Annotated in this window: 9 protein-coding genes; 5 read left to right on the top strand and 4 right to left on the bottom strand. The window is 66.7% G+C overall.

Annotated features, from left to right (window positions below):
- The first annotated feature begins 91 nt into the window (after positions 1–91).
- Positions 92–1,429: a type I glutamate--ammonia ligase gene (gene glnA / locus PT282_RS05775; protein ID WP_277168585.1), complete on the top strand. Its 1,338-nt coding sequence runs from the start codon at positions 92–94 to the stop codon at positions 1,427–1,429.
- A 191-nt stretch (positions 1,430–1,620) separates the two neighbouring features.
- Here the strand turns inward: glnA and PT282_RS05770 are convergent, their stop codons facing one another.
- The 3 genes from PT282_RS05770 to PT282_RS05760 all read right to left on the bottom strand — a co-directional run bounded on the left by PT282_RS05770 (position 1,621) and on the right by PT282_RS05760 (position 7,619).
- Positions 1,621–2,538, bottom strand: coding sequence for a hemagglutinin (locus PT282_RS05770; RefSeq protein WP_277168584.1), 918 nt, complete (start codon positions 2,536–2,538; stop codon positions 1,621–1,623).
- A gap of 76 nt (positions 2,539–2,614) precedes the next feature.
- Positions 2,615–6,856: an ATP-dependent RNA helicase HrpA gene (hrpA, locus tag PT282_RS05765; protein ID WP_277168583.1), complete on the bottom strand. Its 4,242-nt coding sequence runs from the start codon at positions 6,854–6,856 to the stop codon at positions 2,615–2,617.
- Positions 6,857–6,962: 106 nt separating this feature from the next.
- On the bottom strand, positions 6,963–7,619 hold the full coding sequence (locus tag PT282_RS05760) for a class I SAM-dependent methyltransferase (RefSeq protein ID WP_277168582.1): 657 nt from the start codon (positions 7,617–7,619) through the stop codon (positions 6,963–6,965).
- A 293-nt stretch (positions 7,620–7,912) separates the two neighbouring features.
- Here PT282_RS05760 and hflX point away from each other — a divergent pair, with 293 nt between their 5' ends.
- The 3 genes from hflX (at position 7,913) to PT282_RS05745 (ending at position 11,917) form a co-directional block, all read left to right on the top strand.
- On the top strand, positions 7,913–9,388 hold the full coding sequence (gene hflX, locus PT282_RS05755) for a GTPase HflX (protein WP_280925257.1): 1,476 nt from the start codon (positions 7,913–7,915) through the stop codon (positions 9,386–9,388).
- A 336-nt stretch (positions 9,389–9,724) separates the two neighbouring features.
- On the top strand, positions 9,725–10,687 hold the full coding sequence (locus PT282_RS05750) for an L-lactate dehydrogenase (RefSeq protein WP_277168581.1): 963 nt from the start codon (positions 9,725–9,727) through the stop codon (positions 10,685–10,687).
- 261 nt (positions 10,688–10,948) lie between these two features.
- Positions 10,949–11,917: a cation diffusion facilitator family transporter gene (locus PT282_RS05745; protein ID WP_374114145.1), complete on the top strand. Its 969-nt coding sequence runs from the start codon at positions 10,949–10,951 to the stop codon at positions 11,915–11,917.
- Between the two features lie 90 nt (positions 11,918–12,007).
- Here the strand turns inward: PT282_RS05745 and lexA are convergent, their stop codons facing one another.
- A complete protein-coding gene (gene lexA / locus PT282_RS05740) occupies positions 12,008–12,712 on the bottom strand; it encodes a transcriptional repressor LexA (protein ID WP_374114164.1) in 705 nt (234 codons plus the stop codon).
- 169 nt (positions 12,713–12,881) lie between these two features.
- Between lexA and PT282_RS05735 the strand changes: the two genes are divergently transcribed.
- A complete protein-coding gene (locus tag PT282_RS05735; protein ID WP_277168579.1) occupies positions 12,882–13,226 on the top strand; it encodes a LysM peptidoglycan-binding domain-containing protein in 345 nt (114 codons plus the stop codon).
- Positions 13,227–13,400 lie beyond the last annotated feature (174 nt).

Genomic DNA, 13,400 nt, shown 5'->3' with positions numbered 1-13,400 from the left:
TGCGGCAACGTCATGGTGCCAATCGCGAAATCGCGGCGGCCGGTCTTGGAATCTTAACTGGGCCGTAATAAGCCCGTGAGACCATGGAATCATGGATAAACAGCAAGAATTCGCCTTGCGTACCGTCGAGGAACGCGATGTGCGATTTATTCGTTTGTGGTTCACCGACGTGCTGGGGACACTGAAGTCCGTGGCCATCGCGCCCGCCGAACTCGAGGACGCCTTCGAGGAGGGGCTCGGCTTCGACGGCTCGGCCATCGAGGGCATGACGCGCGTCTCCGAGGACGACATGATCGTGCGCCCCGATCCCTCCACCTTCCAGATCCTGCCGTGGAGGGGCGGCCCGCAAGGCACCGCGCGCATGTTCTGCAACATCTACACCCCCGACGGCGAGCCCTCGCTGGGCGACCCGCGTCACGTGTTGAAGCAGGAGCTCGAGAAGGCCAAGGCCAAGGGCTTCACCTTCTACGTGCACCCCGAGATCGAGTTCTACCTCTTCGAGCAGCAGGAGGACTGGGGCGTGCCGCCCACGCCCGTCGACCACGGCTCGTACTTCGACCAGGTGCCGCGCAGCCCCGGCATGGACTTCCGCCGTTCCGCGGTCAACATGCTCGAGCAGATGGGCATCTCGGTGGAGTATTCGCACCACGAGGCCGGCCCGGGCCAGAACGAGATCGACCTGCGCTACGCCGACGCGATGGCCGCCGCCGACAACATCATGACCTTCCGCACCGTCATCAAGGAGATCTCGCTGGAACGCGGCATCCAGGCCAGCTTCATGCCCAAGCCGCTGACCGAGGAGCCGGGCAGCGGCATGCACACCCACCTGAGCCTCTTCGACGGCGACTCGAACGCCTTCTACGAGGCCGGCCAGGAGTTCAACATGTCGCTGATCGCCCGGCAGTTCGCCGCCGGCATCCTGCACCACGCCGCCGAGATCTGCGCGATCACCGACCAGTACGTCAACTCCTACAAGCGCCTCTGGGGCGGCAACGAGGCCCCGAGCTACGTGTGCTGGGGCCACAACAACCGATCCGCCCTGCTGCGCATCCCGCAGTACAAGCCCGGCAAGGGCAACTCGGCGCGCATGGAATTCCGCGCGCTCGACCCGGTGGCCAACCCCTACCTCGCCTTCGCGGTGCTGCTTGCGGCGGGCCTGGACGGCGTCGAGCAGAAGATGACCCTCGGCGAGCCCACCAGCGACGCGGTCTGGGAGCTGACCGACACCGAGCGCCGGGCGATGGGCATCCAGCCGCTGCCGACCTCGCTCGACAGCGCGCTGAAGGTGATGGAGAAGTCCGACTTCGTGGCCGATGTGCTCGGCGAGCACGTCTTCGAGTACTTCCTACGCAACAAGCACCAGGAGTGGGAGGACTACCGCCGCCAGGTCACCCCCTTCGAGCTGGAGAAATACCTGCCGAAGCTCTAGCCGCACCGGCCGCCAGCGGCCAGCCGCGTGAGCGAAACGAATTGCGCTATAAACAAGCCACTGAGCGTCACTCAGCGGCCCGTTTATGGCGCAACTGGAAAATGACGCCATTTTTGGGCCGCTGGGCTCGTCTCAGTGGCTCGTTTATGGCGCAAACGGGTGCGTGCCGTGGGCTCGCTTGGGCTGTTGGCCTACTTGCGGGGGTCGCCGAACCAGTTGTCGTAGATGAGCGCGAAGTTGCGGTTGCCGTAGCTCGAGCACGAGTCGCCCTCGCCGAATCCGGCGGCCAGCGAGGCGGTGTTGGGCTGGTAGGGCGTGTAGACGTAGAGCAGCGCCGTCGCCGAGTTGCGGATGTAGACCTGCGAGCCGCCGCAGCCCTTGTTGGGATGGTACTGCACGTAGTTGAGCGTGCCGGCGTGGTAGCCGTAGTCGCCTTCGTGCGCCTGGTAGTACTTGAAGCGTTTCGCCGAACCGTAGACCTGGCGGAAGAAGCCGGCGTACTGCGGGTCGCAATCGGCGTCGTCGGGGCAGCTCAGGCCCATCGCCGACTTGTATTGGAAGGGATCGGGGTCGGCCGTGCCGATCAGATGCTGCTCCTTCTGCATCACCGTGAGCAGCACCTTCTCGCTGATGCCGCAGGCCTGCGCCGACTTGTAGATGATGGCGCTCGCGAGCTCGCCCTTGGCGCCCTGGTAGGCCTGGCACTGCTCGTTGGCAGGCATGGTCTCGGTGTCGAAGGTCTTGACGGGCAGACAGTTCGACGAGGTGCAGTTCGGGCCGTGTCTGATGATGAAGGCCTGCACCTCGGCCTGGCTCATGGCGTCGGCGTTGAAGAACTGCGAGTCGGAGATGATGTCGCCCGGGTCGAAATCGTATTGCCGGACCATCTGCTCCTGGCGACGCTGCGCCTGCGTGACCTCGACGTGCCACTGCACCACGCGCACCAGGCCCATCACCAGCGCCATCACGCAGATCACCGCAACGATGCCAGCCAGCGCCATCCCGGCCTTGGCGGGCGCGCCGGCCCTGCGCCACCTGCGCTTGCAGGAGGCGAGCCATGAGCCGCGACGGCGGGAACGGGATCTTGAACGATGTGCCACGCAGCCCATGCTAGCGGCTGCACCTGAACGTTTCCCGGTGGCGGTTCGCGGGCGGCGACGAGGTGGCCGATGGTGCGATACGCCGCTAGGAGAGGGCCTTGCGGATGCGCTTGAGGCTGGCGGGGGACTTGGTGCCCAGCTCCTGAGCCCACAGCGAAACGTAGAACTCCTCGAGCATCCAACGCGCCCGCTCCACCTGCTTGCCGAAGGCCTCGCGGCGGGGGCCGGCGGGTTCGGCCTTGAGCTTGGCCCGCGCCCGGGTGACCAGGTCCTTGGCCTCGTCGGCCTCCCATGCCCAGCGCACGTCGCGGTTCTTGTCGGCCTTGGCCTTCTGCAGGCGCAACAGGTCGGCGTGCAGGTAGCGTTCGATGTTGGGCAGCGCCTCGGGCGGGGCGTCGCCGACGAAGCCGGGGCGCACCAGCGTGGCGATGTGCTCGCGCACCGATTGCAGCACCGCCAGCATCGACAGGTCGGCCTTGCCGCCCACCGTCGCGTCGACCTCGGCGTAGCGCTTGAGGATGGCGATGACGTCGTGCGCCACCGCGTAGACCGTGTCCTCGAAGGTTTCGCGCACACCGCTGATCGCCTCGGCCAGCGCGGTGTCGTCGGCCAGGGTGTCGATGCGGGGCAGCAGGCGCTTGACCGCCGCGAGCTCGAGGTCACGCACCAGGAGCTTGGTGGACTTATAGGGCGCGCTGGCGAGCATGAGCGCCTCGGCGCCCAGCCAGCGCGAGGAGATGCGGTCCTCGGGCAGTCTGAGCTTGTCGTAGGCGGCCTGCCAGAGCATCTGCGCGCGCGAGGTGGTGGTGGCGCCGGCCTTGTTCAGCAGGTTGGCCTGTGCGACCACTTTGCCTTGTGATTTTGCCTTGCCGGCCTGCCGTTGGACGGTCTTGCGGGCGCTGGCCTGCGCCTGGCGGGCGAACCTGCGCTGCAGCTCGACCAGCGACTTGCCGCAGCCGAGCACGCGGAAGCGGCGCGTGCCGCCGTGGCCACGGGCGCGGAACGAGGCGTCGTCGATGATGGTCGGCTTGCCGGTGCCGGTTGCGCTCCCGGTGTTTCCATTGTTGCCGTTGTTCCGGGCATGTTCGGCGCGCTCGCCATTGCCGCCCCGTTTGTGCCCATGGCGTCCCTTGCCGGCCGAGGGCAGCGGCTCCTCCACGCTGAACGTGACGCGCAGGTAGGGGGAGAGCTTGCCCAGCTGCTCGTCGTTGAAGTCCTCGGGATGGATGGTGGCGTTGACGCTGGTGATGGCGGCGTAGGTGAAGGCGTGCGCGAAATCGGGCCAGCGCGCGGTGCCGGTCGCCTCGTCGACGGCGGGCGGGTTCGGCTTGCTCTCGGCGCCGCTGCCGGGCAAGTCGGGGTAGCGCTCGTCGATGGCGGCGCGGATGGTGCGCGCCGTGTCGGGGGCGGGCACGAACTGGACGCGCAGCGACTTCGGCAGCGACTTGATATAGCCCAGGATCAGCTCGTCCAGAAGCCCCGGCACATTCCAGGTGAACTGCTCCGGCGTCAGACGCGAGAGGACCTTGATGGGCACGTGCACCGTCACGCCGTCAGCCGGGTCGGCGGGGTTGTAGACGTAGCTCAGGCGCAGGTCGATGGGGGTGCCGTCGCTGCCGAGCGTGTGCCACTGGTCGGGGTAGTCGTTCAGGTCCACGGACTCGTGCGACTGCAGGCGTTCGACCTTCTCCGGGTCGAAATCGAGCAGATGCGGCTGGCTGGCGTGGATGGACCTGACCCACTTGCCCAGGTCGGCCACGCTGGTGACGTCGGCAGGGATGACGGCGTTGTAGAAATCGAAGAGGTCCTCGTCGCTCACCGTGTCGGCGACCTGGCGGGTGCGGTTGGTGTCGTCCACCGCCTCCTCGAGGATGTCGCGATTGGCTTCGACGAAATCATCGTAGGAGAAGCGCTGCTCGATGTCGCCTTCCACCAGGCCCTGGCGGATGAGGAAGTCGCGGGCCTCGAAGGGGTTGATGCGCCCCCACTGCACCTGGCGGTCGCTGACGATCGGCAGGCCGTAGAGCAGCACCTTCGAGCTGGCGACGGCGCTGCCGCGCGAGCCGGACCAGTGCGGCTCGGCGTAGGTGACACGGGTGAGGCTGCCGGCCAGCGGTTCGGCCCACGCCGGATCGATGGCGGCGGAGTAGCGCGCCCAGAGGCGCGAGGTCTCCGTGAGGTCGGTCGACATCACCCACGGCGGGGTCGACTTGGCCACCGCGGAGGCGGGGAAGAGGGCGAAGCGTGTGCCGCGCGCGCCCTGGTACTCGTTCTTGGAGCGTTTGGCGGTCTGCTTCATCGCCCGTGCCTTCGCCGCGCCCTTGAGCCTTGAGAAGTCGGAGGCCTTGGGCTCGCGCACCACCTGCATGCCCATCATGGACAGCAGTCCGGCGAGCATCGAGGTGTGGATGCCCTGCGCGTCCCACGAGCGGCAGAGCGAGTGCGCCGCCTGCTGGTTGATTGGCAGCGCCATGATCTGGGGGTCCGGGCGCGAGATCGGCTTGGGCGTGCCTACCTTGAAGCGCATCTGCCGGCACATCTGGTTGAGTTGGTGGACGAGGTCACGCCATTGGCGCAGCCTGATGAAGCTGAAATATTCGGCCTTGCAGACCTTGCGCAGCTTGGCGTTGCCGGTGTGGTTGCCGTCGCGTCCCTCGTCGGGGCCGAAGATCTGGTCCCACATGTTGAGGGCGGTCAGAAAGTCGCTGGTCTGGTCGGCGTAGCGGTTGTGGACGCGGTCGGCTTCGGCGCGGATCTCGTCGGGGCGCTCGCGCGGGTCCTGCAGGCTCAGGAAGGCGACGATGACGATGACGGCGGCCAGGGTGTTGGGCGTGGTGGAGTGCGCGGCCTCGAGGATCATGCGGCCTAGGCGGATGTCGATGGGGATGCGCGAGAGCTGGCGGCCCGTGTGGGTGAGCCTCACCTCGCCGTGCTTGCGCGCGATGGCCTTGAGCTCGGTCAACTCGTTGAAGCCGTCGGAGACCGAGCGGGTGTCGGGCGGGTCGATGAAGCCGAAATGGGTCACGTCGTCGGCCGTGCGCGCCACGCCCACCGAGAGCATGTGCAAGACCACCGCGCCCAACGAGGTGCGCAGGATCTCCGGCTCGGTGAAGCGGGGCCGGGACTCGTAGTCATCCTTGGCGTAGAGGCGGATGGCGATGCCGTCGGCGATACGCCCGCAACGGCCGCTTCGCTGGTCGGCGCTGGCCTGGCTGATCGCCTCGATGGGCAGGCGCTGCACCTTGGCGGATTTGGAATAGCGCGAGATGCGGGCCTCGCCCGGGTCGACCACATAGCGGATGCCGGGCACCGTCAGCGAGGTCTCGGCCACGTTGGTGGCGATGACGATGCGCTGGTGGGAGTGGCGTTCGAAGACGCGGTGCTGCTCCTTCGAGGAAAGCCGGGCGTAGAGCGGCACGATCTCCAGGGCGTCGGGCCGGCGCATGTCGGAGGCGCGGGGGCCGAAGTGGTGGCGGATGGCGTCCTCGTACTCGTGGATGTCGCGCTCGCCGGAGGCGAAGACCAGGATGTCGCGCGGGCCGCGGTCGTGCGAGGAATGGATGGCCAGCTCGGCGCAGGCGCGGGCGACGGCGCGGGCCATGTCCTGGCTGTCGGCTCGGTCTCCGCGTCCCCTGTTGCCGGCTCCGGGGATCTCGCCGTTGGCGTCGGGCAGCGAGCCGTCGGCGAAACCGGGGACGTGGCGCATCAGCGCGGGCATGCCGCCCAGCGGCTCGTAGACCACCTGCACGGGGTAGGTGCGCCCGGAGACCTCGATCACGGGGACCTTGGTGTGCAGCGCGTCTTCGAAGTGCTCCTTGAACTTCACCGAGTCGATGGTCGCGGAGGTGATGATGAGCTTCAGGTTGCGCCGTTTGGGCAGCAGGGCGGTGAGGTAGCCGAGCAGGAAGTCGATGTTGAGGCTGCGTTCGTGGGCCTCGTCGATGATGATGGTGTCGTAGCGCGTGAGTTTCGGGTCGTGCTGGATCTGCGCCAGGAGGATGCCGTCGGTGACGATGCGCAGACGGGTGGCGGGCGAGCTCTCATCGGTGAAGCGCACCTGGTAGCCGATCTCCTCGCCGAGCCTCACGCCCATCTCCTCGCAGATGCGTTCGGCGACGGTACGTGCGGCCAGGCGGCGTGGCTGGGTGTGCACGATCTGGTGGCCGTGGGTGCCGCGGCCCATCTCCAGAAGCATCTTGGGGATCTGGGTGGTCTTGCCGGAGCCGGTCTGGCCGGAGACGATGACGACCTGCGAGTCTCGTACGGCCTGCTGGATCTGGTCATGTGCCGCGCTGACCGGCAGCTCTGAAGGATAGTGGTATTTCATGCGTCTCTCTATTGTAGGCACACACTAAGTGGCGAATTAAAAAAAGACCGGCGGAATTCCGGGGTTCGTTTTTTCAATCGGCGGTTAGTGTGTGTCGTCATTGCGTTCAGTGCCGGATTTCGATGACCCGGTAGCCCTTCGAGCTGGCGTACTTGGCGACGGCGTAGTCTCTGCCGAGCTGATTGGCCAGCCACTTGATCAGCGAGTCGCTGCCGAGGTTTTTCTGCACCACCAGGTAGGCGCGGCCGCCGGCCTTCAGCCGTGGCAGCCAAGCCATCAGCAGGGCATGCAGCTCGTCCTTGCCCACGCGGATGGGAGGGTTGGACCAGATGAGGTCGAAGGTCAGGCTCTCGTCGATCTGGCTGGCCGTGGCCGCGTGGATGCGTCCGGCGAGACCGAGCCGCTTGGCGTTGGCCTCCGTGAGTTGAAGCGCGCGCTCGTTGACGTCCAGTGCCCAGATGTCGGCCTGCGGCGACTCGAGCCCCAGCGCCAGGGCGATCGGGCCCCAGCCGCAGCCGATGTCGAGGAATGTGCCCGACTGTGGCGGCTCGGGCGCGTGGCGCAGCAGCACCGAAGTGCCCAGGTCGAGCCGGTGGGCCGAGAAGACGCCGTTGGAGACCTCGACCTGCGCCTCGTGGCCGCGCAGCGAGACATGCAGGGTGCGCCGCACGTCGCGGGAGCTCGGGGTCGCCGAGAAATACTGCTCCGCCTGCGTGCCGTCCGCCTGTGCCGCTTGTGTCGCCGTGCCGTTGCCTGTGCCCATGCCGTTCCGTTCCTCATAAGTCCTTGGTCCACGGTCTCGAGCCGTGGCCAAGGCACCGATATCAGGTTCCCCATACTAGTCCCAGACGGCAACAGCGACGGGGAGCGGATACGGCTTGGATTCAAGTCGGTTCGCGCCGCCGTCGCACCGGCTGTGGCAGCCGCTACAATATAGGACGACATGGCAATCACGGATCACGGCGGAAGGCTGGCTTATTGACCGACGATATTGACGAGGCGGAACGCGTGGACGAGTCCGGGCGTGACCAGGTGCTGGGGCGCCGTTCCGACATCCTGCAGGACCAGGATTCGGCTTCGGACACAGAACGGGACGGCTTCTCGGCCGGCTCGGAGGAATGGGCCGAGCGCGAGTCGCGCAACCAGCTCAGGCATGTTACTGGCCTGGGTGAGATGCAGGACGAGACCGACGTCGAATACCGCAAGGTGCGCCTCGAACGGGTCGTCCTGGTGGGGGTCTGGTCGAGCATGACGACCACCGCCGCCCAGGCCGAGGAGTCGCTGCGCGAGCTGGCGGCGCTCGCCCAGACCGCCGGCGCCGAGGTGTGCGACGGCGTGCTGCAGCACCGCGCCAAGCCCGACGCCGCCACCTATGTGGGGCGCGGCAAGGCCAAGGAGATCGCCGGCATCGTCGCGCAGAACGAGGCCGACACCATCATCGTCGACGACGACCTCGCCCCCAGCCAGCGCCGCGCGCTCGAGGACGTCACCAAGGTCAAGGTCATCGACCGCACGGCCGTCATCCTCGATATCTTCGCCGCGCACGCCACCAGCCGCGAGGGCAAGGCCCAGGTGGAGCTGGCGCAGCTGGAATACATGCTCCCGAGGCTGCGTGGCTGGGGCGGCTCGCTCTCCCGCCAGGCCGGCGGACAGGCGGCGGGCGTCAACGGCGGCATCGGCTCGCGAGGCCCCGGCGAGACACAGATCGAGCTGGACCGCCGCGTCATCCGCACCCGCATCGCCCGGCTCAAGCGCCAGATCAAGGCCATGGCCCCGGCCCGCGAGGTCAAGCGCGGGGCCAGGAAACGCTACGGGCTGCCCACGGTGGCCGTGGTGGGCTACACCAACGCCGGCAAATCCTCGCTGGTCAACCGTCTCACCGGCTCGGGGGAGCTGGTGGAGAACGCGCTGTTCGCCACCCTCGACACCGCGGTGCGCCGCGCCAAGGCCGGCGACGGCAGGCTCTACGCCTACGTCGACACGGTCGGCTTCGTGCGCCGGCTGCCCACGCAGCTGGTGGAGGCGTTCAAGTCGACCCTCGAGGAAGTGGGGCAGGCCGACGTCATCCTGCACGTGGTCGACGCCTCGTTCCCCGACCCCTTCGCGCAGGTCGACGCGGTCAACGAGGTGCTCGCCGACATTCCCGGCGCCGCCGACATCCCGCGCATCCTCGCCTTCAACAAGGCCGACCGCACCGACGACGCCGTGCTCGGCCGGCTGGCACGCCTGCGTCCCGAGGTCCACATCGTCTCGGCGGCCAGCGGCCGGGGCGTCGACGACCTGCGCGCGGCGGTCGAGGGGTTCCTGCCGACCCCGCAGGTGCATGTGCGCGCGCTGCTGCCCTATGCGGCCGGCTCCCTGCTCTCTCGGGTGCGCGAATACGGCAGGGTGCGCCAGGTGGAATGGCTGGGCGAAGGCGTCTCGCTCGACGCCGACGTGGACTCGCGCCTCGCCGCGCAGGTGATGGACGCCGCCATCGACGGCAACGACGATGCTGGCGACAGCGCCAACGACGGCAACGCCGACGAATGAGGGGCGACGCGCGGTTTCCGAACGATTCCCAGCCGCTTATGGCCGGGCCCCGGATGCCGCTTTCGCCGGGCGCGTCAGGCCCGGAAACGCCGCCCGCGCCTTGGCGGACACGCGTTGCGGGACGCGGCTTACCGTTACGGTGGGTCATCTGCTAGGCTGAGAGATGTCGCCTGGGCATGCCATGGCATCGGTTCGGCGTCACGCCGGGCCGGATACGGGCGGGCCGAGGCCCGCCGCATGGATATTCGCGATTATGGTGATACTCATAATAACGAGAGAGAATATGGCGACGTCAGGCTTTTTCAGCGTCCATATGAGGATAGGTGAATGGTAAACATGATGGATTCCACAATCAAACCAACGAAGCTCGCTATCATCGGCGCCGGCGCCGTCGGCTCGACCCTCGCTTTCTCGGCCGCCCAGCGGGGCGTCGCCCGCGAGATCGTGCTCGAGGACGTCAATAAGGAACGCGTCGAGGCCGAGGTGCTCGACATGCAGCACGGCTCCAGTTTCTACCCGTCGGTCTCCATCCAGGGCTCCGACGACGTGGAGATCTGCCGTGACGCCGACATGGTGGTCATCACCGCCGGCGCCCGCCAGAAGCCCGGGCAGACCAGGCTCGACCTGGCCGGCGCGACCATCAACATCATGAAGTCCATCATCCCCAACGTGGCCAAGGTGGCGCCCAACGCCATCTACATGCTCATCACCAACCCGGTCGACGTGGTCACGCAGGTCTCCCTGAAGCTTTCGGGCATGCCCGCCAACCAGATGTTCGGCTCGGGCACCAACCTCGACTCCGCGCGCCTGCGCTTCCTGATCGGCCAGCAGACCGGCGTCAACGTCAAGAACGTGCACGCCTACATCGCCGGCGAGCACGGCGACTCCGAGGTGCCGTTGTGGGCCTCGGCCACCATCGGCGGCGTCTCGATGTGCGATTGGCAGGCGTTGCCGGGCCACGAACCGCTCGACGCCGAGAAGCGCGAGGAGATCCACCGCGAGGTGAAGAACGCGGCCTACCGCATCATCGAGGGCAAGGGTTCCACCAACTACGCGATTGCCATGTCGGGCGTCGACATCATCGAGTCGATCCTCAACGACACCAACCGCATCCTGCCCGTCTCTTCGTGGCTCAACGACTTCCACGGCATCAGCGACGTGTGCATGTCGGTGCCGACGCTGATGAACCGCGGCGGCGTCAACTCCCACATCAACACCCCGGTCTCCGACCGTGAGCTCGCGGCCCTGCGGCGTTCGGCCGACACGCTCAAGGCCACCGTCGCCCGCTTCGGGTTCTGATTCCGGCCTGTTTGGGTTTTCGTCCATGCCGTCCGCGTCCTTGGTGCCGCGGGCGGCATATTTGTTGGCGTAGGCGTCCGCGTTATCGATGCTGATGTCGGTGCGCTGGGAAATCTGAGAAGGATTGTCGGTTTCGATGTCAAGCGAGCACCGCTGCGAACAATGATGTGCGAGTGGGTTGCCCTTCGGCTCTGGGTCGCAAAACCGGGCATGGGCGCGGGGCTTCGGCCGGTATAGTGGCCGGTGGAAGGGGAGGCGGCCATGGAATCTAACGAAGCGAAACCGGTCTCGTCACGGTCACAAGCGCAGTCTCAGGCACTTGGCGACGCGAGGGCCAAGGGGCACCAGACCAGGCTCATGATCACGCTGGGGCTCACCCTGACGATCTTCCTGGTCGAGGTCATCGGCGCGGTCGCTACCGGCTCGCTCGCCCTGCTGGTCGACTGCGCGCACATGCTCACCGACGTGGCCGTGCTTGCGGCCTCCACCATCACCGCCGTGCTCATGCGGCGCAAGCCGGACAACGAGCGCACCTGGGGGTGGGCGCGGCTGGAGCCGATCACCGCCGGATTGGGCGCGCTGGTGCTGATGGTGGTCGGCATCTACGCACTGGTCGAGGCGGTGCTGCGGCTGACCGGGCGCACCGACGGCGGCGTGCGCGGGGTAGGCATGCTGCTTGGCTTCGGCGTCCTGGGGCTGCTGTGCAACGTGGCTTCCGTGCTGCTGCTCTCAGGCCAGCATAAGGACAACATGAACATGCGCGCGGCCTTCCTGGAGACCATGAACGACGCCCTGGGCTCGCTTTCGGTGGTCGTCTCCGCGGTGGTGACGATGCTCAGCGGCTGGGATGGTTTCGATGCGGTCGCCGGCGCGTTTATCGCCATCCTGATCATGCCGCGCTCGTTCAAGCTGATGCGGGGCGCCGTCAAGGTGCTGCTGGAGGAGACCCCGGAGGGGCTGGACCTCGACGAGGTGCGGCGCCATATGCAAGGCGTGGACCATGTGGTGGCCGTGCATGACGTGCATGCCTCCACGGTGGCCACGGGCATGCCGATCCTCACGGCCCACGTCGTCGTCGAGCCCGGGCTGACGATGAGGGAGGCGGGGCAGATCCTCAAGCAGCTGCACGGCTGCCTTACTGCTCACTTCGCAGTCTCCGTGCCGCATACCACCTTCCAACTGGAACCGTTGGGCTTCGACGCCGAGACCGACGAGCAGGTGCATCGCTGACACGACTATGGTTGGACGGTGTCGCCGGAGGTTCCGGTCAATCGGGATTGACGGAGCAATCGGAACCGTTGTGGCTTTGCGCCTCCCGTCTCAGATCTTGCGTAGGACGGTGACGACCTTGCCCATGATGGTGGCGTAGGTGCCGTCGATGGGGGAGTAGGCGGGATTGTGGGGCATCAGCCAGATGTGGCCCTTCTCCTTGCGGAAGGTCTTCACCGTGGCTTCGCCGTCGAGCAGGGCCGCCACGATGTCGCCGTTCTCCGCCGTCTCCTGCTCGCGCACGACCACGAAATCGCCGTTGCAGATGGCCGCGTCGATCATGGAATCGCCGTGGACCTCGAGCATGAACAGGGTGCCGGTGCCGGTCAGGCGCTCGGGCAGGCGCATGACGTCCTCGACATGCTGCTCGGCGGTGATGGGTGCGCCCGCCGCGATCCGGCCGACCAGCGGGATGTCGTGGGACTCGTCGATCGCCTCGTCGTCGATGCGGTTGGAGGCGTAGGCCATGGCGTTGACCGCGCCCTGGCCGGCGAGGTCAACGTCCTCGACCAATTCGATGGCGCGCCCCTTGTTGGCGTTCATGCGCAGGAAACCCTTCTCCTCGAGCACCTCGAGCTGGTGCTTGACCGAGGACGGGCTCTTGAGCCCGGCCTCGCTGCCGATCTCGCGGAACGAGGGGGCGAAGCCGAACTCCGCGACATGGTGGCGGATGGCGTTGAGCACCTTGCGCTGGCGGTCGGTCAGTCGGCTTTCGCTCGCCGAGCTCGTGTTGGGAATGAAGCTGCTCACGGGGATTCCTTTCGTGTTTGCCTTCAGCATAACCTTTTTTCGCCGGAAAATCAAACAGATGTTCGATTGAGCTCTCGACGTATTCGAACAGATGTGCTAATCTAGAACAAACGTTCGAAAACATCCGTTCGAAAGAAGGTTGAAGATGGCGAATTCGGCAACGAAGGCAATGCCCATGATGGCGGTCCGTAGGTCCCATGTCCGCTCGCGTCGTCGCGGCCCCGAGGGCAAGACGTTGCTCAAGGCGGCGGTCGCGCTGCTGGCCGCACTGGTGATGTGGTGCGGTTGGCAGTCGGCGCAGCCCAACGATGTCGCCTCCGACCTCGACGGAACGCCCGTGGTGAGCTACACGGTCAAGCCCGGCGACACCCTGTGGTCCTACGCCCAGTCCATCACGCCCGAGGGGCAGAGCGTCTCGAAGACAGTCAACATGCTCATGGGCCTCAACAACATGGCCTCCACCCAGATCGTCGCCGGGCAGACCATCGTCGTCCCCGAACAGGTGCCCTCGGCCGCCTGAGTGGGCCGACTGACGGTCGGTGAGCCGTCCGGGTCATCGCGGTCTTGGTCCATCGGAGTGCTGGAGATTCGTGCGTTGTGAGATGTCGCTTGGACCAGGGCTTGGTGAAGATGAATGGATTGGTCGGAGCTCTCGTCCATGGTGAGCCATTCGGCAACGACATGTGAACCGCGA

It is taken from the genome of Bifidobacterium sp. ESL0763 (assembly GCF_029433395.1).
In the GTDB taxonomy this organism is placed as follows: domain Bacteria; phylum Actinomycetota; class Actinomycetes; order Actinomycetales; family Bifidobacteriaceae; genus Bifidobacterium.
Note: the sequence above shows the minus strand (reverse complement) of the source record. Positions and strands in the feature narration are given on the sequence as shown.

What these genes read in the sequence shown, in the direction of transcription:
- glnA (WP_277168585.1), top strand. Translation starts at nt 92, where the DNA reads ATGGATAAACAGCAAGAATTCGCCTTGCGTACCGTCGAGGAACGCGAT.
- PT282_RS05770 (WP_277168584.1), bottom strand. Translation starts at nt 2,538, where the DNA reads ATGGGCTGCGTGGCACATCGTTCAAGATCCCGTTCCCGCCGTCGCGGC.
- hrpA (WP_277168583.1), bottom strand. Translation starts at nt 6,856, where the DNA reads ATGAAATACCACTATCCTTCAGAGCTGCCGGTCAGCGCGGCACATGAC.
- PT282_RS05760 (WP_277168582.1), bottom strand. Translation starts at nt 7,619, where the DNA reads ATGGGCACAGGCAACGGCACGGCGACACAAGCGGCACAGGCGGACGGC.
- PT282_RS05750 (WP_277168581.1), top strand. Translation starts at nt 9,725, where the DNA reads ATGATGGATTCCACAATCAAACCAACGAAGCTCGCTATCATCGGCGCC.
- PT282_RS05745 (WP_374114145.1), top strand. Translation starts at nt 10,949, where the DNA reads ATGGAATCTAACGAAGCGAAACCGGTCTCGTCACGGTCACAAGCGCAG.
- PT282_RS05735 (WP_277168579.1), top strand. Translation starts at nt 12,882, where the DNA reads ATGATGGCGGTCCGTAGGTCCCATGTCCGCTCGCGTCGTCGCGGCCCC.